Origin of the sequence: Cupriavidus alkaliphilus, from assembly GCF_014191175.1 — a bacterium.
Taxonomy (GTDB): domain Bacteria; phylum Pseudomonadota; class Gammaproteobacteria; order Burkholderiales; family Burkholderiaceae; genus Cupriavidus; species Cupriavidus alkaliphilus.
Window position 1 is genome coordinate 16,423 of record NZ_JACHWE010000006.1, and the last position, 19,477, is coordinate 35,899.

At 66.8% G+C, this 19,477-nt stretch carries 16 protein-coding genes; 7 read left to right on the forward strand and 9 right to left on the reverse strand.

Annotation, left to right across the window (positions count from 1 at the left end; genetic code table 11):
• The first annotated feature begins 28 nt into the window (after positions 1-28).
• Both FHX60_RS20215 and FHX60_RS20220 read left to right on the forward strand, forming a co-directional pair.
• Entirely contained in the window at positions 29-490 is a 462-nt protein-coding gene (locus FHX60_RS20215) for a GlcG/HbpS family heme-binding protein (protein ID WP_183284397.1), read from the forward strand.
• Between the two features lie 50 nt (positions 491-540).
• Positions 541-1,161 carry a glutathione S-transferase family protein gene (locus tag FHX60_RS20220; RefSeq protein ID WP_183284398.1) on the forward strand — a complete coding sequence of 207 codons (621 nt, stop codon included), beginning with the start codon at positions 541-543 and terminating at the stop codon, positions 1,159-1,161.
• 87 nt (positions 1,162-1,248) lie between these two features.
• On the opposite strand, the gene FHX60_RS20225 is transcribed toward FHX60_RS20220, so the two are convergent.
• From FHX60_RS20225 to FHX60_RS20245, 5 genes are all read right to left on the reverse strand, one after another.
• Entirely contained in the window at positions 1,249-2,100 is an 852-nt protein-coding gene (locus tag FHX60_RS20225; RefSeq protein WP_183284399.1) for an AraC family transcriptional regulator, read from the reverse strand.
• Positions 2,101-2,284: 184 nt separating this feature from the next.
• Entirely contained in the window at positions 2,285-2,776 is a 492-nt protein-coding gene (locus FHX60_RS20230; RefSeq protein ID WP_183284400.1) for an Lrp/AsnC family transcriptional regulator, read from the reverse strand.
• A gap of 7 nt (positions 2,777-2,783) precedes the next feature.
• Positions 2,784-4,010, reverse strand: coding sequence for a CaiB/BaiF CoA transferase family protein (locus FHX60_RS20235; protein WP_183284401.1), 1,227 nt, complete (start codon positions 4,008-4,010; stop codon positions 2,784-2,786).
• A complete protein-coding gene (locus FHX60_RS20240; protein WP_183284402.1) occupies positions 4,007-4,810 on the reverse strand; it encodes a citryl-CoA lyase in 804 nt (267 codons plus the stop codon). Before FHX60_RS20240 ends, FHX60_RS20235 begins: the two co-directional genes overlap by 4 nt.
• 49 nt (positions 4,811-4,859) lie before the next feature.
• Positions 4,860-6,209 carry an MFS transporter gene (locus FHX60_RS20245; RefSeq protein WP_183284403.1) on the reverse strand — a complete coding sequence of 450 codons (1,350 nt, stop codon included), beginning with the start codon at positions 6,207-6,209 and terminating at the stop codon, positions 4,860-4,862.
• Between the two features lie 319 nt (positions 6,210-6,528).
• Here FHX60_RS20245 and FHX60_RS20250 point away from each other — a divergent pair, with 319 nt between their 5' ends.
• Positions 6,529-7,200, forward strand: a complete 672-nt coding sequence (locus FHX60_RS20250; protein WP_183284404.1) for a GntR family transcriptional regulator — start codon at positions 6,529-6,531, stop codon at positions 7,198-7,200.
• 218 nt (positions 7,201-7,418) lie between these two features.
• Complete coding sequence (gene mdeB, locus FHX60_RS20255) at positions 7,419-10,115, forward strand: alpha-ketoglutarate dehydrogenase (protein WP_183284405.1); 2,697 nt, start codon at positions 7,419-7,421, stop codon at positions 10,113-10,115.
• Positions 10,116-10,156: 41 nt separating this feature from the next.
• Here the strand turns inward: mdeB and FHX60_RS20260 are convergent, their stop codons facing one another.
• The gene (locus FHX60_RS20260) at positions 10,157-10,834 is read right to left on the reverse strand and encodes a hydrolase (protein ID WP_062803856.1); all 678 of its coding nucleotides are present in this window, start codon (positions 10,832-10,834) and stop codon (positions 10,157-10,159) included.
• Positions 10,835-11,312: 478 nt separating this feature from the next.
• On the opposite strand from FHX60_RS20260, the gene FHX60_RS20265 reads away from it, so the two are divergent.
• On the forward strand, positions 11,313-12,281 hold the full coding sequence (locus tag FHX60_RS20265) for a tripartite tricarboxylate transporter substrate-binding protein (protein WP_183284406.1): 969 nt from the start codon (positions 11,313-11,315) through the stop codon (positions 12,279-12,281).
• A 25-nt stretch (positions 12,282-12,306) separates the two neighbouring features.
• On the opposite strand, the gene FHX60_RS20270 is transcribed toward FHX60_RS20265, so the two are convergent.
• Positions 12,307-13,707 carry an alginate export family protein gene (locus FHX60_RS20270; protein WP_183284407.1) on the reverse strand — a complete coding sequence of 467 codons (1,401 nt, stop codon included), beginning with the start codon at positions 13,705-13,707 and terminating at the stop codon, positions 12,307-12,309.
• A gap of 337 nt (positions 13,708-14,044) precedes the next feature.
• Between FHX60_RS20270 and FHX60_RS20275 the strand changes: the two genes are divergently transcribed.
• Together FHX60_RS20275 and FHX60_RS20280 are read left to right on the forward strand one after the other, a co-directional pair.
• Positions 14,045-14,872 (forward strand): AraC family transcriptional regulator, encoded by an 828-nt coding sequence (locus FHX60_RS20275; protein ID WP_183284408.1) that lies wholly within the window; start codon positions 14,045-14,047, stop codon positions 14,870-14,872.
• 78 nt (positions 14,873-14,950) lie between these two features.
• Complete coding sequence (locus FHX60_RS20280; protein ID WP_183284409.1) at positions 14,951-15,376, forward strand: cupin domain-containing protein; 426 nt, start codon at positions 14,951-14,953, stop codon at positions 15,374-15,376.
• 598 nt (positions 15,377-15,974) lie between these two features.
• Here FHX60_RS20280 and FHX60_RS20285 read toward each other — a convergent pair.
• Complete coding sequence (locus FHX60_RS20285; protein ID WP_112775739.1) at positions 15,975-17,651, reverse strand: amidohydrolase; 1,677 nt, start codon at positions 17,649-17,651, stop codon at positions 15,975-15,977.
• A gap of 68 nt (positions 17,652-17,719) precedes the next feature.
• A complete protein-coding gene (locus FHX60_RS20290; RefSeq protein WP_112775740.1) occupies positions 17,720-19,252 on the reverse strand; it encodes an amino acid permease in 1,533 nt (510 codons plus the stop codon).
• Positions 19,253-19,477: the final 225 nt, after the last annotated feature.

Genomic DNA, 19,477 nt, shown 5'->3' on the forward strand with positions numbered 1-19,477 from the left:
ATTCCTATCTCTGAAAAGCGAAACTCCAATGACTACTACGGAAACTTCGAAGACCAATTGCCTCACGCTGATCGGCTACCAGCAAGCCAGCCAGGTATTGGAAGCCGCCATGCGGCTGGCGCAGGCCCATGGCACCGCGCTCAGCTTTGTCGTGGTCGACAGCGCGGGGCATCTGGTCGCGGCCGCGCGCATGGACGGCGCCCCCTTTGTCACGATCGAAGTGGCGCGCGGAAAAGCGTTTGCCTGCGTGGCCACCGGCGGGCAATCGGGGCGGGCACTGCGCCAGCGCTATGTCGACCATCCCATGGTCTGGGGCAATATCGCGTCATTGGGATACGGCGCGCCGCTGCTGCCTGCCATCGGCTCGCTGCCGATCTGGATCGACGGGGCGCTGGTCGGGGCCGTGGCAGCCAGCGGCGGCCAGGCCGAGGTCGAGGAGGATACCCTGACCAGGGCGATCGCGTCGATCGGCGGCGCCGTGACGCCGTGACGGGTGCCGGCGCCCGCGCCTGTCTCAATCCCTGTTCGAAAGGATCATCGATGCTCACCGTCTGGGGCCACCGTGGCTCGCCCAATGTGCAGAAGGTCCTGTGGGCCTGCGAGGAGCTGGGCCTCCCCTACGTGCTGAAGGAGACCGGCGGCGCTGCCGGGGGAACCGACACGCCCGACTACCTGGCCAGGAATCCGAACGGCCGCGTTCCCACCATCGAAGACGGCGACCACGCGCTGTGGGAATCCCACGCCATTCTTCGCTACCTGGCTGCAAACGACCCGGCGCGCCGGCTGACGTCGGACGACCTGCGCAGTCGCGCCGTCATCGACCAATGGCTGGACTGGCAGTGCGCGCATCTGGCGCCGGCCATCCGCGCGCTTGCGGTCCTTGTCGTCAAGCCCCGCAGCACGATGCCGACGGCGCAGGAGATCGAAGCTGCGCGGTCAGAAATCCTGCCGCTGCTGAGGCTGGCGGAGCGCGAGCTCGGCACGCGCGACTATGTCGCGGGCCCCCGCTTCACCATCGCGGATATCCCCGTGGCGATCAGCTACAACCTCTGGAAGATCATGGAGCCGGCGTGCGCGGAGTTTCCGGCGCTCGACGCCTGGTATGCCCGGATCGGGCAGCGCAGCGCCTTCAAGCCGATGAGCGGACAGCGACGCGTCTAGCGGTTGCCAGGCCCCAGCACAAGCCTGCGCCGCCTGCAATTTGGCGTTGCGTCCTGTCCGGGGCCGCCGCGGGCCCGGGAGACTTCACTACCCATCAAGCTGAGCCAACGGCGTCGCGCGCCGGCGGAATTCGCTTGGCGACAGCGCCATGTGCCGGGTGAAGAAGCGCGTGAAGTTGCTATGCGTGCCGAAGCCGAGTTCATCGGCCAGGTCGGTCAGCGGGCGGTCCGTGCTGGCCAGCCAGCGCGTGGCAATGCCCAGGCGCAGGCTATCGATATAGTGCCGGGGCGAGACCCCGACGCAGCGGCTGAACTGCGTGAAGAAATGCGAGCGCGAAATGCCTGCCGACCGGGTGATGTCGCCGACCTTGGGGTTCTCGGTGGCATGTTCGTGGATATAGGCGATCGCCTTCCTGATGCGGCGATCCGTCGGGCGCGTGTTCCGGAGCGCCACGCTATCCCCGTCCAGCTTTGCATAGTGCCTCACCACCGTGGCCACCATGGCTTTCAGGCGTGCTTCGCAGATTTCCGGCGAATCCAGGGACCGCGTCGACATGGCGGCGACCAGCAGGTTCACCTTTTCGCGAAGCTCGTCGACCCGCGCAACCCTGGGATCGGGAAACAGGTGATCCAGGTGCAGCGCCGTCTCCGCGAACTCATCCGCCAGCCAGGATGGGTTCAGGAACAGCGACAGGATCGTCGTCGGGCCGTTGTCGCCGGGATGCTTGGCGTGCACCACCCACGGATTGAGCAATATCACCGAGTCATCGTCGACCCTGAGCGAAACGGCGCCTGACTGCAGGCTCGTATCCGCGCCGCTGAGCTTGATGATCACATTGAATTCACGATGGGCGTGCTCGACGATCGCCTGCTCGGTCGTATTGATCGTCGCCCGCCCGAAGTCGCCCTGCAGGATCTGCGCCGGAAACCGCTCCGCCATCTTCTACTCCTGTTCGTTCATGCCATCCGGCGCGCCCGCTGATTTCGTCCACGCCGCGGATGGCCGCGTGCATCGGCAAGCGATGCCGACGTGAATGTACCGAGCCAGCCTGGCGAACAACAATTGGGGTTGCTGCGGAGTGCGCCGATGGTTCGTCCGCGGTGCCGGAAACGGCTAACCGCGGTTATCGTCCCTGTTTCTTGTGCACGGGCTCCGGCAGCGGCAATGCGGTCTGGTACTTCACCTGCTTGAGCGCGAAGCTCGAACGGATGCTGGCGACGCCGGCCAGCCGCGTCAGCTTGTCGACGATGAAATGTTCGAGCGCCTGCACTTCCGGTACCAGCACGCGGATCAGGTAATCGGAATCGCCGCTCATCAGGTAGCACTCCATCACCTGGGGCAACGCCAGCACGGCGCGCTCGAACGATTCCAGGCCGGCGCGGGTCTGCTTTTCCAGGCTGACCTGGATGAAGACGTTCACGTTCAGGCCAAGCTTGCGCGGGTCCAGCAGCGTGACATGCTTGCTGATCAGTCCGGACTGCTTCATCACGCGCACGCGCGCCAGGCACGGCGACGGCGAGAGATTGACGCGCGCGGCCAGCTCCACGTTGGTCAGGCTGGCATCGCGCTGAAGCTCGGCCAGTATCCTCAGGTCGGTCTTGTCGAGTTCGATCATGGGCAAATCATCTTTGACTGCAAGGGCCGCCACCCGGCGTGCCGGCCGCCGGCTGCCGCTGGTGGTCGACGACGATGCCCGCGGCGATGAGCTGCTCGATGCGTGCCGCGTCAAAGCCGGCTTCGCGCAGCAGTTCGACCGAATGCTCGCCGAATGCCGGCGGCACGCGGAAGCCGCTGGCGTTGTCGCCATCGTAGCGGATGGCGCGATTGGCCGCGCGCACGGGCCCGTAGTCGGGGTGCTCCATCTGGTAGAAGACGCCGAGGTGGCGCACCTGGGCATCGCCGTCGAGCTCGTCGAGCCGCAGTTCCGGCGCCGCCGGCACGTCGTGCTGCTGCAGGCGCGCCATCCACGTATCGCGGTCAGCGGTGGCAAAGACCGCGCCGAGTTCGGCCGCGATGGCGTCATAGCCCTGCACGCGGCTCATGCGGTCCGGATAGGCCTGTGCCAGGTCAGGGCGCTCGATCGCGCCGAGCAGGCTTTGCCAGAATTTCTCCGGCGAAGACAAGTGGATGCCGATGCGGCGCCCGCACCGGCAGGTGACCAGGTATGACTGGGATTTCGAGGCACGGCTGAAGAATTCCGGCGCGTTGCCATAGGCCGACAACTGCCCGAGCGGCTCGGTGGCCAGCGCGATCATCGCTTCCAGCATCGACACCTCCACTTTCCTGCCGCGGCCGGTGGTGGCGCGCTCCACCAGCGCACCCAGGATGCCGATGCAGGCGTAGATGCCGGAGATGGTATCGGACACCGGCGGTCCAGGCACGCGCGCGTCGGTGCCGCGATGGAACATCGACATCCAGCCGGACAGGGCCTGGCCGACATTGTCGAAGGCGGGGCGGTGCGCGTAGGGACCGTCGGCGCCGAAGCCGGTGATCGAGCAATGCACCAGCCGCGGATTGAGCTGGTGCAGGTGGGCGGCGTCCAGCCCCAGCCTGGCCTCGCTGCCGGGGCGCATGTTCAGCAGCAGCACGTCGGCATCGCCCAGCAGGTCCTGCAGCACCTTGCGCCCGTCGGGCGTGGCGAAGTTGAGCGCCAGCGAGCGCTTGTTGCGGTTATGGGACTGGAAATGTCCCGCGTACATGCCGCCGTCGAAGGTCCGGAACGGATCGACCACCTTGGGCGATTCGATCTTGATCACCTCCGCGCCCAACTCTCCCAGCAGCTGCGCGGCCAATGGCGCGGTGATGAAGCGGCCAATCTCGATGACGCGGATGTTCTGCAGGATCTTCATTGCGGCTCCTTCGGTACCAGGTGCGACGACGATTCGTGCTCGGTGCGCACCCACAGCGTATTGGCGATGGGATGTTCGATTTCCTCGGCGAGATGGCCGAGCAGGCCGACGGCGCGGCTCACCACCGCCAGGCCGCGGCACAGCTTCCAGGACAAGCCAAGTTCGGAGGCGATGGCGCCGATGGCTCCAGTCGCGTTGACGGGCAGGCGGCCCGGCTTGCCGAAGGCGCGCTCGGCCTCTTGCGAGATCGCCTGCATCAGTGCGACGTATGGCCCGGCCAGGCCGTTTTCCTGCGCGATGGCGAACAGCCTGACGGCGCGCGGGTCGACCGGCTTGTGCACGGGATGGCCGATGCCTGGTACCGGCAGGCGTTGCTCGCGGTGCTCGCGCACGATGCGCGCGGCCGCGTCGGCGGCCTCCGCGGGGTCGTATGGCATGCTCGTGCCCAGTGGTCGCACTGCCTGCAACACGCGCGCGGCCCCCTCGGCGGTGCCGGCAAAGGTCGTGCCCATGCCGCACAGTCCTGCCGCAATCGCGGCCTGCATCGACTCCGGTGCGCCCAGGTAGGTCAGCCGCGCCACCATGGCCGAGGGCGTCATGCCGTGTTCCACCAGCACCGCGAGCACGGCGTTGAAGACCGTCGATTCCGCCGCGCTGGGCATTCGGCCGGTGATTTCGAGGAAGGCAAAATCGCCCAGCGCGAGCTTGCCCAGCACGTCCTGGCACAGGTCCATTCCGCGCACGGTGATGCGATCGGCCGTGCTCCAGCCCATCTCCGATCGCAGCGATGGTTTATCCATGGTCTCTCCTTGTCTTGGCCCGCGTTGGTCGGGGTGCAGGCATTGGCGCTCAGGGGCGCGGCGCGTCGGCCGACACGATGGCCCGCGGCAGCAGCAGGATCAGCACGCCACACAGCAGCAGGCAGGCGCCCAGCACGTAGGTGCCGCTGTGGACGCTGCCGGTGATGTTCTTGGCGACATTGGAAATCATGGCCCCGGTGATGCCGGCCAGGCTACCCACGGAGTTGATCATGGCCAGTCCCGCCGCGGCCGCGGCGCCGGTCAGGGCACGGCCAGAGAAGATCCAGAAGAGCGGCGCCACGCCCAGGATGCCGGCCGCGGCCACGGAGATCAGCAGCAGCGACAGTTCAAGGTGGCTGGCAAAGGCGGCGCTCAGGATCAGGCAGATGCCGGCGCAGCCTGCCGGAATCGCGGCATGCAGGCGTCGCTCGCCGGTGTGATGCGCGTGCATGGCATTGGCCACGATGAATGCGCCCGCCGCCACGTACGGCAGCGCGGACAGCAGGCCGACGTGGTAGACGTTCTGGATGCCGCTTGCCTGGATGATCGACGGCAGCCAGAACGAGAGGCCGTAGAAGCCGGTGTTCATCGCCAGCAGAATCGCGCACAGCAGCCAGATCACCGGGCTTTTCAGCGCCGCGCCGAAGTTGTGCGGCTTATGCGCGTTCTCGGTGGCGAGGTTGCGCTTGACCAGCGCCTTTTCTTCGGCGCTCAGCCAGTGCGCCTGGTCCACCGAATCGGTCAGCCGGGCGAGCACCACGATGCCCAGGATGACCGCGGGCAGGCCTTCGATCAGCAGCATCCATTGCCAGCCGCGATGGCCCAGGGTGTCCTGCATGTTCTGCAGGATCCAGCCCGATACCGGACCGCCGATGCACAGGCTCAGCGGCAGCGCGAACATAAAGCCGGCCAGCACGCGGTTCTGCTTGTGCGAGGGGAACCACTGGTTGAGGTACAGCACCACGCCGGGGAAGAAGCCCGCCTCGCATACGCCCAGCAGGAAGCGCAGGATGTAGAACACGTTCGCCGGGGTGGTGTGGAACAGCGTGGCCAGTGGCCCGATATACATCATCGAGATCGAAACGATGCCCCAGCTGATCATGATCCGCGAGATCCAGCGGCGCGCGCCGACGCGGTGCAGGATCAGGTTGCTCGGCATTTCGAACAGCACATAGCCCCAGAACAGCATGCTGGCCGCCAGCGCGTAGACGTTGTCGGTCAGGTCCAGGTCGCCGAGCATCTGCAGCTTGGCGAAACCGATGTTGACGCGGTCGAGGTAAGACACCACGTAGCAGACAAAGAACAGGGGCACGGTCCGCCAGAACACCTTGTCATAGGCGGTCTTCTCGAGATCGGGCAACACGGCCTCGATCGGGCTTTGCTGGATGCTTGCGGCCATCAATGTCTCCGTATTGATTTCGTGACGGACGGATGTTCCGTCCGGTCGCACCACCTGGCAGGTGGCGCCGTGTCGATGCCGCCGATTTGGTCGACGTGATTGTAGGACAATAATTGACGTTTCATGCCGCTCTGTCGGCTAGGATTCTGGTATCCAGATGCCGAAAAGCGGCGAAAAATAGGCTTTTTGAGTAGCGCTAGCCCGCACATCCGGCATTCAACCCAGCGTCTCTCGCTATCGATGAACATACGATGTTGTAGGACAATAGTGTTCGTCAGCGTGGGATACAATCAGGGTTATCGCCAGCCGAGCTCCTGACATGACGAATCCATCCGAACCGCAGCGCAGCACGCTCGACTATGTTGTCGATACCCTCAGGCAGGCCATCCTCAGCGGACGCCTGGTTCCCGGCCAGCGCCTGGTCGAGGCTGACCTGACGCGCGAGCTCGGCGTCAGCCGCGGCCCGGTGCGGGAGTCGTTCCGCCGCCTGTCGGCCGAGGGCCTGGTCGAGAGCATCCCGAACCAGACCACCATGGTCAGGCGTTACACCCGCCTCGAGATGAAAGAGCTGTTCGAAATACGTGCCGAGCTCGAGGCGCTGGCGGCGCGGCGTACCGCCAGCCGCATGGACGAGGCCTGTGTGCGCGAGCGCTTCCTGAACGCGACCCGGCCGATCTGGGAAGACCACCATGCCATGAGCCCGGCGGCCTACTTCGAAGAGAACCGTCGTTTCCATCAGGCCATTGCCGACGAGTGCGACAATGCGCAGCTCACGGATTTCATCGGGCGCCTGCAATTGCCGATGATCATGTTCCAGTTTGGCAACGCCATCCACGGCGAAGCCTTGCAGGAATCCGTCAATGAGCACCGCCTGATCGCCCAGGCGATCGTCAGCGGCGATGCCGACAAGTCGGCACACCTGATCCGCGAACACCTCAGGCGCGCCAGCGACTTCATCGACCGGATGCCGGCAGACTCGTTCAGGCGGTAAGGCCGCTGCCGGTTGCGGCATGGTTCGCGCACACCGGCACCCTTCGATCCAACCCGCGGCACGCGCTGCCAGCAATGCGCGCATTGCGCAGCATCGTTGCGGGCCAATGGCGCCTGTCGCAGCGTGATATGCCGCAAACCGCGGGCGCCGCGCGGAAAGTCAGCACCTCGTGCCGCAGGCCCCTCCATAGAATAAAAAAAAGCCTATGGAGACTTCCCATGACAAACCTTGCCTCCCCCCATTCCAGGCTGCTTGCGCTGGCCGCGCGCGAGCGTGACGACGACCCGCAGGAAACGCAGGAGTGGCTGGAGGCACTGAAAGCGGTGGTGGAGCAATGCGGGCACGAACGCGCGCGCTACCTGCTGGGCCGGCTGCTCGATGCCGCGCCAGCGCTCGGCGTGCCGACCGTTGCGCAGAGCAACACGCCCTACGTGAATACCATCCCGCTCGAGCGGCAGCTGCCCTATCCCGGCGATGCCGCGATGGAAGAGCGCATCACGGCGATCGTGCGCTGGAATGCGCTGGCCATGGTGGTGCGCGCCAACAAGGCCTATGGCGAACTGGGCGGGCACATTTCCAGCTACGCCTCGGCCGCGGATATCTTCGAGCTGGGGTTCAATCACTTCTTCCGCGGCGCTGACGCCGGCAACGGCGGCGACCTGGTCTATTTCCAGCCGCACTCGGCCCCCGGGGTCTACGCGCGGGCCTTTCTCGAAGGCCGCCTTTCCGAGGCGCAGCTGGACAATTTCCGTCGCGAGTCCGATGGGCAGGGACTGTGCTCGTATCCGCATCCGTGGCTGATGCCTGACTTCTGGCAGTTCCCGACCGGTTCGATGGGGCTGGGGCCGATCCAGGCGGTGTACCAGGCGCGCTTTATGCGCTACCTGGAGCATCGCGGGCTGCAGGCCACCGCGGGCCGCCATGTCTGGGGCGTGTTCGGCGACGGCGAAATGGACGAGCCTGAATCGATCGCCGCGATCCCGCTGGCCGCGCGCGAGCAGCTCGACAACCTCACCTTCGTCATCAACTGCAACCTCCAGCGCCTGGACGGGCCGGTGCGCGGCAACGGCCAGATCGTGCAGGAGCTGGAGGCGCTGTTCCGCGGCGCTGGCTGGAATGTGATCAAGGTGCTGTGGGGCAGCGCCTGGGATCCGATTTTCGCGCGCGACCACAGCGGTGCGCTGCTGCGCGCCTTCGCAGCCACCATGGACGGGCAGTTCCAGACCTACAAGGCCAAGGACGGCCACTATGGGCGCAGCCATTTCTTCGGCCAGAACGAGGAGCTGAAGGCGCTGGTGGCCCACATGACGCCGGAGGAAGTGGCCGCGCTCAACCGCGGCGGCCATGACCTGCGCAAGCTGCATGCCGCCTTTGCCGCGGCGCGCGATCACAAGGGCCGGCCCACCGTGATCCTGGCCAAGACGGTCAAGGGCTATGGCATGGGTGATGCCGGCCAGGCGCAGAACACCACGCACCAGCAGAAGAAGCTCGACCTCGACGCACTCAAGGCGTTCCGCGGCCGCTTCGGCCTGGACCTCTCCGATGCCGACCTCGAAGCGATGCGCTTCTACCGCCCGGCCGAAGACAGCGCGGAGCTCCGGTATCTGCGGGAGCGCCGCGCGGCCCTCGGCGGCTACCTGCCGGCGCGGCGCTGCCGCGCGGATGCGGTGCCGGTTCCGCCGCTGGCGCAGTACGGCCAGTTCGCCGTCGACGCCGCGCAGAAGGAGATGTCGACCACCATGGCCATGGTGCGCATGCTGACCGCGCTGCTCAAGGACAAGACGCTCGGCCCGCGCGTGGTGCCCATCGTTGCCGACGAGGCGCGCACGTTTGGCATGGCCAGCCTGTTCCGCCAGGTCGGCATCTACTCGTCGCAAGGGCAACTGTACGAGCCCGAGGACGCCGGCTCGATGCTGTACTACCGCGAAGACGTCAGCGGCCAGATCCTGGAAGAGGGCATCACGGAAGCCGGCGCGATGTCGTCGTGGATTGCCGCGGGCACCGCGTACAGCACCCACGGCACCGCCATGCTGCCGCTCTACATCTATTACTCGATGTTCGGCTTCCAGCGCGTCGGCGATCTGGTGTGGGCGGCTGGCGACCAGCGTGCGCGCGGCTTCCTGGTGGGCGCCACGGCGGGGCGCACCACGCTGTCTGGCGAAGGCCTGCAGCACCAGGACGGCACCAGCCACGTCATCGCCGCGACCATTCCCAACTGCCGTGCATATGATCCCGCCTACGCTTACGAGCTGGCCGCGATCGTCGATGCGGGCATGCGCGCGATGATGGAGCGGCAGGAAGACGTCTTCTACTACCTCACCGTGATGAACGAGAACTACGCGCAGCCGTCGATGCCGGCCGGCGTAGAGGGCGACATCGTGCGCGGCATGTACCGGCTTAAGCAATCCGCAGGAGGCGGGCGTGGCAAGGTGCGCTTGCTGGGCAGCGGCGCGATCCTGCGCGAGGTCGAAGCGGCGGCGCGGATGCTGGCCGAGGACTGGCAGGTCGACAGCGAAGTCTTTAGCGTGACCAGCTTTGCGGAACTGGAGCGCGAGGCGCGCGAGGTGGCGCGGCAGCGCCTGCACCGGCCAGAAGCCGACGTGGCGCCCAGCCATGTCGAACGGCTGCTGGCCGGCAACGCGCCGGTGGTGGCTGCCACCGACTACGTGCGCGCCTATCCGCAGCTGATCGCCCCCTATGTGCGCGCTCCGTACACCGTGCTCGGCACCGATGGCTACGGCCGCAGCGACAACCGGCCGTCGCTGCGCCGCTTCTTCGAGGTGGACCGCGCCTATGTGTGCGTGGCGGCGTTGCGGGCGCTCGCGGCACAGGGTACGGTGCCCGCCGCGCTGGTTGCGCAGGCACTGGCGCGCTACGGCATCGACGCCGGCAAGCCGGCGCCGTCGATGCAGTGAGCGGATGGCGCGGCCGACCTGCCGCGCCGTCCCTGCTGCATTCAGCGTGCCGAATCCAGGACTTCGCCGTCCTTCTGCACCGCCTGTGCCTTCATGTAGCTTTCGATCAGCAACTGGTAGGCCGGGAAGATCTTGGTGTAGATCTCGGCCCATTGCTGGGCATCATCCCGATGCCACGTGCGCTGCAGCTCCGAGGCGACGGCCGCCGTATCCATCGGCACCACGCCGGCCTGGACCACGCGCGCCAGCGTGATTTCCTGCGCCATCTTTGAATAGGTGCCGGAGGCATCGACCACGGCAAAAACCCGGTAGCCGTCAGCAACCGCGCTGATCGAGGGGAAAGCCATGCACACGCTGGTGATGGTGCCGGCGATGATCAGGCTCTTCTTGCCCGTGGCTTCCACCGCGGCGACGAAGTCGGGGTTGTCCCACGCGTTGATCTCTCCCTTGCGGGCCACATACTTGGCGTGCGGCGCATTCTCGTGGATTTCCGGGATCAGCGGACCGTTCGGGCCTTGCGGCACCGACGCCGTGGTGATGACCGGGAGCTTGGACAGCGTGGCCATCTTGGCCAGCGCGGCGGCGCGCAGGCGCAGCTCCGGCATGGGCATGTCGCCCACGGTCTGGAACAGGCCGCTCTGGTGGTCGATCAGCAGCATGGCCGTATCGTCGGGATCGATGGCCGGACGCTTGCCGTTGAAGTTGGCGGGGCTGCTCATGGTGGATCTCCTTTGGACGAAGGATGCGTGGACATCGGATAAAGGGATGACTACCGCTGGCGGGACCCGGCACTGGGCGCATGGCGTGTTCGCGCGGGTGAGATGAATCTAGGAGGTTGGCGAGCAATCCGCAACCTTTTCGGCTGTGCTGCAGGCGAGGGCGTACCGCCCGGTATGGCGATGAAGGCCATACCAAATGCTGATGGCGGCCGGAACAAAATGTGATTGGATCGGGTGAACGGCCCCACATAAGGTAGTGGGTTCAGAACGCTGCGTTTCCGGCGAATCCCTGCGGCCGGTGCAGCGGATGTCAACGGAAAAGCGCAGTCGGAATTCGAGCACTAGGGTCGCTCTCCCGGCTCGCTGCCCCGGCTCTGTAGGGAGACGATGAATGTCCCAACCCGCAACGCAATCGAGCGGTCCCCACGCGTTGGACTCACAGCCTTCGCCGGCACGCCGCCGCTTGCTGCGTGCGGCAATGCTGGCCGGGTTCGGCAGCGTGCTGTCCATTTGCCAGGGAGCCGCATCCGCGCAGGCGGTGCAGCGCTGGACACCAGGTGGCACGGTCAAGTTGATCGTGCCGTTCGCCGCGGGCGGCACTGCCGACCTGGTCGCGCGGCTGCTCGCGGAGGGCCTGGCCGGACGGCTTGGCCAGCCCGTGATCGTCGAGAATCGTTCCGGCGCCGGCGGCAATATCGGCACCGCCAGCGTTGCGCGGGCGGCGCCCGACGGCCGCACGCTGCTGCTGGCCTCCACGGCCTTCCTGACCAATCCTGCGTTGCACCCCGACAAGCCGCCATACGATCCGGTGCGGCAGTTCGCTGCGATCAGTGAACTGGTGAGTGCGCCGGACGTGATCCTGGTACGGTCCGACAGCCCTTTCTCAAGCCTCGGCGACCTGATTGCCAGGGCGAAGGCGAGTGCCGGTGCGGCCAGCTATGCAACGCCCGGGAATGGCAACAGCGTGCACCTGGGCGCCGAACTGCTCTGGCAAAAGGCCGGCGCGACCTTGTTGCACGTGCCCTACAACGGCGCCGCGCCGGCCATCCAGGCCGTGCTGGGCGGGCAGGTCGACTGTGCCCTGAGTGCACTGCCCCCGGCCTTGCCCTTGCTGGCCGGGGGCAAGCTGCGCGCGCTTGCCGTGGGCGGTACCTCGCGCTGGCACGCGCTGCCCGGCGTGCCGACGATAGCGGAATCCGGGTTTGCCGGGTATCGATCCGAAACCATGCAAGCCCTGTACGCGCCAGCGGGCACGCCCGCGGCCGCGATCGATCGCCTGCACCGCGACGTGGCAAGCATGCTCGCCGAAGCGCCGATCCGGCGGCGACTGGTGGAAATGGGCTTCGCCGTCGTGGCAGGTTCACCTGACGCACTGGCCAGGCGAGTGGCGGAAGAAGTCCCGCGCTGGATCAAAGTGGCGGCAGCAGCGGGGATCCGCGCCGACTGAGTGCGGTACGCAGGCGGGACTGGGCTCAGAAGGTATAGGCCGCCGACAGATAAGTGAAGTTCGTATTGCGCCCGCCCGCCGTGCGCAGCACCGGCGCCACCTCGACATGCACCAGCCCGGCATTGACGGTGACATGGCGGTCGACCTGCCAGAACACGTCGAAGGCCAGTTGACTGCCGGTATAGCGGCCAGGGCGGCCAGCCGTGCCGGCGATGGGAACGGCGCTCGCGGTATAGACCGCGTCGCCGGTGGTCTGGCGCCAGATAAAGTCCCACGACACGGTCAACCGTAACGCCGCCGTGGGCTTGAGCGTCAGCGACGGCTGCAGGTCCAGCACATTGGAGGTGCCAAGCAGTCCGGCCTGGTTGAAGTAGGCCAGCTTGGGAAAGAGCCCGCCGTAGGTGCCGAGCTTGCCGTCTGTGGCGCTCCTGTCGCCGCTGCCGGCGGTGGCCTTGACACCGGCGCGCGCGTTCCATCCGCCCACTGAGAAGGCGTAGCCCGTATCCGTCGAGAAGCCCCAGGCGCGCAGGTCTTGCCGGCCGAAGCTGCCGAACTGCACCAGCGCCTCCCAGTCCCAGTCCCACCGGCCGCGGCTGCCGAAGATGCGCCCGCCCACGGAATGGCGGCGCTCCACGCCGGCGCCAATGCTGTACAGTGCGCGGCTGTTCTCGAAGCCCAGGTAGTAGACGTCAATGCCGGAGGCCGGCACGAAGCTGTGCGGCCTTGTCGTGTACACGCCCCAGAAACCCTGCGCGTGATTGGGGTGGTCGTCGAAGTTGCCTGCCTTGAGCAGTACGGGCCGGGTGGCGAAGGCGTCGATGCGAACGTCGCTGGCCTGGCCGCCGAGGCGTACGCCGTCGAAGGCGCGGCGCACGTTCGGGGCGTCGCGCACGGAGACCAGGCGCTGGGCGCCGAACGCCATTTCCTGCCGGCCCACGCGCAGGACGGGGTCTGCTGCCGCAGTGTCCGACACCGGCAGGCGCGCATCAAAAAACGCTTGCTGCAGGTCCAGCCGGTCTTCATACGGAGGGACGGCCACATCCTTGCCAGCGGCGAGCTGATTGCCGAATTGGACAAAGGCGCGCAGGCGCTCGCCCGCATGCAGGTCAGCGTGCACCAGGATGCGATGCAGCAGGTAGCCATCGGCCTCGCGGCCCGGCGTGCCGAAGTTCGGCGCGGAATAGTGCTCGAAGCGTTCGCGGATCTCGCCTCCAAGGGTCAGGTAGGTGTGCGGCGCGCCAAGCGGGATGTACTTGATCGGATCCCAGAAGTCCCTGCGCGTGGAAGCCGTGGTGGCATGTTGCAGAAAGCGATAGTCCTCCTCATAGCGCAGGGACTTGTAGGCAGGCACATCAGCCGGGGCCTGCGCCAGCGCGGCACCGGAGACGGCGATCAGGGTGAGGGCAAGCGCGTGGTAGTCTGCCAAGATGGTTCTGCCGGGTTCTGTGTCGCCGCGGTGGCGGGGGGCGAGGCAAGGGCGTACGAAAGAAGCCGCACCGGCATATCATCACGGCGCACTCCTCCTCGATCCAGACGGTAGCGCGCCGTGGACTCTCCAAGCCAACATAGCAGCTTGCGCTGACAGCGCAAGTTGTCCGCCGTGCCGTGGTGTTGCCTGTCGTGCGCAACCCGCGGATTGCGAGACCAGCGCGGCGCGTGAGGTGCGTTGGATGTCCCGTGCGACGATTCTTGCTGCATGGGCAGCGTGCAGCACGGACTTCCGTTTCGTAACGCGAGGCTTCAGGTTATCCGGGTCACACTTCATGAACCGACCATCACTCCTTCCAAGCCGCGACTGGATGCGGCACGCCAGGCCGATGGACGGCGTCGACCGTATCGAAGCGTGGTTTCACGGCAAGGCGTACGCGATGCACCGCCACGACACCTACGCGATCGGCCGCACGCTTGCTGGCGTGCAGCGTTTCAGTTATCGGCGCAGCCAGCGAGACAGCCTGCCTGGCAACACCATCGTGCTGCATCCCGACGAGCCGCACGATGGTCAGGCAGGCACCGAAGAAGGCTTCCGCTACCGGATGATCTATGTCGAGCCGGTGCTGTTCCAGAACGTGCTGGGCGGGCGAGCGCTGCCGTTCCTCGAAGGCGGCGTCACGACCGACCCACGCCTCGCGGCGGCCACCGAGGCGCTGCTGCAGCATGTCGGCTGCACGCTCGAGCCGCTCGAGCAGAGCGATGCACTGGCCGACCTCGCGCATGCGCTGGCCGCCGTCGCCGGCACACCCGCGCGGCGCTCCCGGGGCGACTATCTGGCCGCGTACCGTGCACGCGAGTATCTGCATGCCAACTGTACGCGCGTGGTCACGCTCGACGAGCTCGAGGTGGCGACGGGGCGCGACCGCTGGAGCCTGTCGCACGACTTCCGCACCTTCTACGGCACCAGCCCGTATCGCTATCTGACCATGCGCCGCCTCGACGCGGTGCGCCACCTGCTGCTCGCGGGCAGGTCGCTGGCGGACGCGGCCGCGGCAGCGGGTTTTGCCGACCAGAGCCACATGACACGGCACTTCGCCAAGACCTTCGGGCTGACGCCGGGGCGCTGGCTGCAAGTGGCGGGAAACATCCGGGGCGGCTGAGAATCTCCCACGATCGTTCAATACGACCGCAAGGCGCATGCGTATCCTCAACCCGTCAACTTGTGAACGGAGAGAACGATGTCCCAATCCGCTAGCCATTCCCGCGCACCGGCCGGCCGCGGCCAGTGCCAGAGCATTGACCTGGTCGGCAAGATCGCGCAGATCGACGGGCACTGGCAACCGCGCGTCGTCGCGGAAATGAACGACTACCAGTTCAAGGTGGTGAAGGTGGATGGCGAGTTCGAGTGGCACCGGCATGCCGACACCGACGAAACCTTCATCGTGCTGGAAGGCGAGTTGCGCATCGATTTCCGGCAGGGGCCTGCGGGCGACGGCTCGATCGTGCTCGGGGCGGGGCAGATGGCGGTGGTGCCGAAGGGCGTCGAGCACAAGCCCCGTGCTGACGCGGAAGTGAAGCTGCTGCTGATCGAGCCGCGCGGCGTGGTGAACACGGGCGACGGTCCGGCGGGCGAGCGTACCGTTGAAAACGACCAGTGGATTTGAGGTGCGACCCGAAGAAAAAGCCTTCCTTGGGATGCCTCGTTGAATCTTTGTCGAGGGGTGTTGGTTGGGCCTTGGGTTCTGCGGGTGGATTGTTTGTCGTGCTTGGCGGGCGTGGCTGTTTCGCCGGCGCAGCCGGCGAGTCATTTTTTGGCCGAGCGCCAAAAAAGTAACCAAAAAGCGCGTCGCCTGAGCGGCTGCTAAGGCGGCGTTGGTGGTCCCGGCGGTGGTGACTTGCGGTCAGGCGGCTGGTGGTTCGACCCTGCTGACGCTACCTGGATGTGCCTGGCGTTCGGGGTCGGATGGACGAACCCGACTTTAGGTCGGTGGCCGCCTGCTAAGCGCGTTATTGGTGGGACGCCTACGGCTGCGCTGCGCGCGCTCCCAATCTCAGGTCAGCTGCCCTGGCACGGAGTGCCTCGCTGCGCTCGCACGCGCTGTTGCTGGCGAGGCCAAAGGACTTTTTCCTCCCGCCTGTTTTCTCCCCTCTCCCGCTTGCGGGAGAGGGGCGGGGGCGAGGGCCGGCGCTGCGACGAAGTCAACCGCATCAATTCGTGCGCACCTGCATCACCCCCGAACTCGGCGGCCAGCTACCGCTTGCTTACCGCTTGCCGTCTTTCACGTAAACACGTTCTCCGGCCACCCACGTCTCCAGCACCTGCGTCTTCCAGATATCGGCAGGCTTGACCTTGAACAGGTCCTGGTCGACCAGGATAAAGTCCGCCCACTTGCCCGGCTCGAGCGAGCCCAGCGTCTTCTCCTGGTGCTCGGCGTAGGCCGCGTCCAGCGTGAAGGCGCGGAAGGCCTGCGGCAGGGTCATGGCTTCTTGCGCATGCCAGCCCTTGATCGGGCGGCCTTCATGGTCGGTGCGGGTGACCGCCGCGTGCAGGCCGTAGAACGGGTTGGCCGATTCCACCGGGAAGTCCGAACCGCCCGCGATCACGGTGCCCTGGCGCAGCAGCGTCTGCCAGGCGTAGGCGCCCTTGATGCGGTCCTTGCCGACGCGGTCTTCTGCCATGTTCATGTCGCTGGTCGCGTGCGTGGGCTGCATCGACGCGATCAGGTCCAGGGACTTGAAGCGCGGGATGTCCGGCAGCGCGATCACCTGTGCGTGCTCGACGCGGTTGCGCAGCTCGCGCCCGCCCACATCCTTGTACGCCGCTTCCATGGCGTCCAGCACCTGGTGGTTGGTGGCGTCGCCGATGGCGTGGATGTTGACCTGGTAGCCGGCCTTGATCGCGGTCTTGACCGCGGTCTGCATGGCGGCATCGCTCATGAACAGCAGGCCGCTGTGCACGTGGTCGTCCGAGTACGGTGCCATCAGCGCCGCACCGCGGCTGCCGAGCGCGCCGTCGCCGTACAGCTTGACCGCGCGCAGGTAGTAGCGGTCATTGCCGTAGCCCGACAGCGGCCCCTTGGCCGACAGCGCCTTGAAGTCGTCGCCGGTGTCACGGATCATGCCGTAGATGCGGGTGGTCAGCTTGCCCTGGTCGGCGAACTCGCGGTAGATGCGGTCTTCGGCGACGGTCACGCCTGCGTCGCCCGCGGCGGTCAGGCCGAGCGCGTTCATGTGCGCCAGCGCTGCGGCCAGCGCGGCGCGGCGGTCGTCGTCGCTGTACGGCGGGATCACGTTGTTGACCAGCGCCATGGCCTTGTCGACCAGCACGCCGGTGGGGTTGCCGCTGGCATCGCGCTCGATGCGCCCGCCGGCCGGGTCCCTGGTGTCGCGCGTGATGCCGGCGGCCTGCAGCGCCTTGGTGTTCAGCCACGCGGCGTGGCCGTCGACGCGCACCAGCCGCACCGGGCGGTCCGACACCGCGGCGTCGAGCTCCGCCGCGGTCGGGAAGCGGCCCAGCTTCCAGTTCACCTGGTTCCAGCCATAGCCCAGCAGCCATTTGCGCTGCGGGTTCTTGTCGCCATAGGCGCGGATCATGCCCTGCGCCTCGGCCAGCGTGCGCGTGCCCGACAGCGAGATCTCGGTGGTCTTGAAGCCCAGGCGGAACACGTGGCCGTGGGCATCGATCAGGCCCGGCAGCAGGGTCTTGCCCTGGCCGTCGATGCGCTGCGCGCCCGGATACTGCGCGCGCAGGGCGGCGGCGTCGCCGGTGGCCAGCACCTTGCCCTGGTCGAATACCAGCCCGGTGAAGCGGGTGACCTTATCCTGCTGCAGGGTATAGCCCTGCACCGATTCCACCAGGGTGGGCGCGGCGTGCGCGGGCAGGCCCAGGGCCATGCCGGCGCCAAGCGCCAGCAGGCTGATGCGGATTGCTTTCTTCAAAGCGATGCTCCTTGTTGTTGTGCTTTTTTGCTTGTTACTGCGGATTGCCAGGCGCCCGGGAACGGCGCCTATTCACCGGCCACCGGCACGGCGGTGCGCGTTACGGCGGCATCGCGGGCCGGCAGCGCGGGGAATTCCATCTCGGCATAGGGCACGAAGCGCGTCTTGCGCGCGATGCGGTAGCCCAGCCAGATCAGCAGGAAGATCGGAATGCCGATGTAGGTGGCGGCCACGCTGACCCAGTCGATCTTGCCGCTGGTAAAGGCCTGGTAGTTCTGGCCCAGCGTCACTACCAGGCACAGCCCGAAGGCAAAGATCGGCCCGTAGGGAAAGAACGGCGAGCGATAGGGCAGGCGGTCCAGGTCGTGCCCCTGGGCGACAAAGCCCTTGCGGAAGCGGTAATGGCTGACGGCGATGCCGAGCCAGGCAATGAAGCCGGTCATGCCTGACAGGTTCAGCAGCCACAGGTACACCGACTTGCTTTCGAACAGCGAGGTCAGGAAGCACAGCGCGCCGACCGCGGTGGTGGCCAGCAGCGCCACCAGCGGCACGCCGTTGCGCGTCAGCCGGGCAAACACGCGCGGCGCGCGGCCCTCGGTGGCCAGGTTGTACAGCATGCGGGTCGACGCATACATGCCGGAGTTGCCCGCCGACAGCACCGCTGTCAGGATCACCGCGTTCATCACGCCGGCGGCAAAGGCCAGGCCCGCATGGCGGAACACCAGCGTAAACGGGCTCACGCCCACGGTCTGCACATCGCTCTTGAGCAGGCTGGGGTCGGTGTAGGGAATCAGGATGCCGATGATCAGGATCGCCAGCACGTAGAACAGCAGGATGCGCCAGAACACCTGGCGCACCGCGCGCGGGATGTTCTTCGCCGGATCGGCCGATTCGCCGGCGGCGACGCCGATCAGCTCGGTGCCCTGGAACGAGAAGCCGGCAATCATGGCCACGCCGATCAGCGCGGGCAGCCCGCCGACGAAGGGTGCGTCGCCGGTGGTCAGGTTGGCCAGGCCGTGGCTGGCCGCCATGTCGCCGCGCAGGATGCCGAAGATCATCAGCGTGCCGATGCCGATAAAGGCGACCACGGTCACCACCTTGACCAGCGCGCACCAGTATTCCGCCTCGCCGAAGCCGCGCACCGAGATCGCATTGAGCGCAAACATCAGGCCGAGAAACAGCGCGCTCCACAGCACGCCGGGCGTGTCGGGGAACCAGTACTGCATCACCAGCTGCGCCGCGGCCAGTTCCACCGCGATCGTCACCGCCCAGTTGTACCAGTAGTTCCAACCCAGCGCGAAGCCGAAGCCCTCGTCGACATAGCGCGCGCCATAGGTGGCGAACGAGCCCGACACCGGCATGTAGGCCGCCAGTTCGCCCAGGCTGGTCATCAGGAAATAGACCATCGCGCCGATCAAAATATAGGCGGCCAGCGCGCCGCCGGGCCCGGCTTGCGCGATGGTGGCCCCGGAGGCCACGAACAGCCCCGTGCCGATGGAGCCGCCGATGGCGATCATGGTGAGATGGCGCGCGCGCAGGGTGCGGCGCAAGGCGGGCGCGGATGCGCCGGCGGAGGGAGTCTGGGAAGGTTGGGTCGACATCGGGATCCGGTCTGGGCGCGCGCCATGCGGTGCAAGGCAAACGGCCGCGAAGGCGCGCAACTATGCCGGCATCCCCGGGCGGCCGCAAGCTGCGCCAGGGCGCCGGCCGCACGGGCGGCGACACCTGCCGCAGGGCCTCCTCCCGGTGCTACCGGCCGGTATATTGGGCGGCATCATAAGAGAAATCGCTGTGCAGGGAAAGTCGCTGCCCGCGCGCGTGGGCCC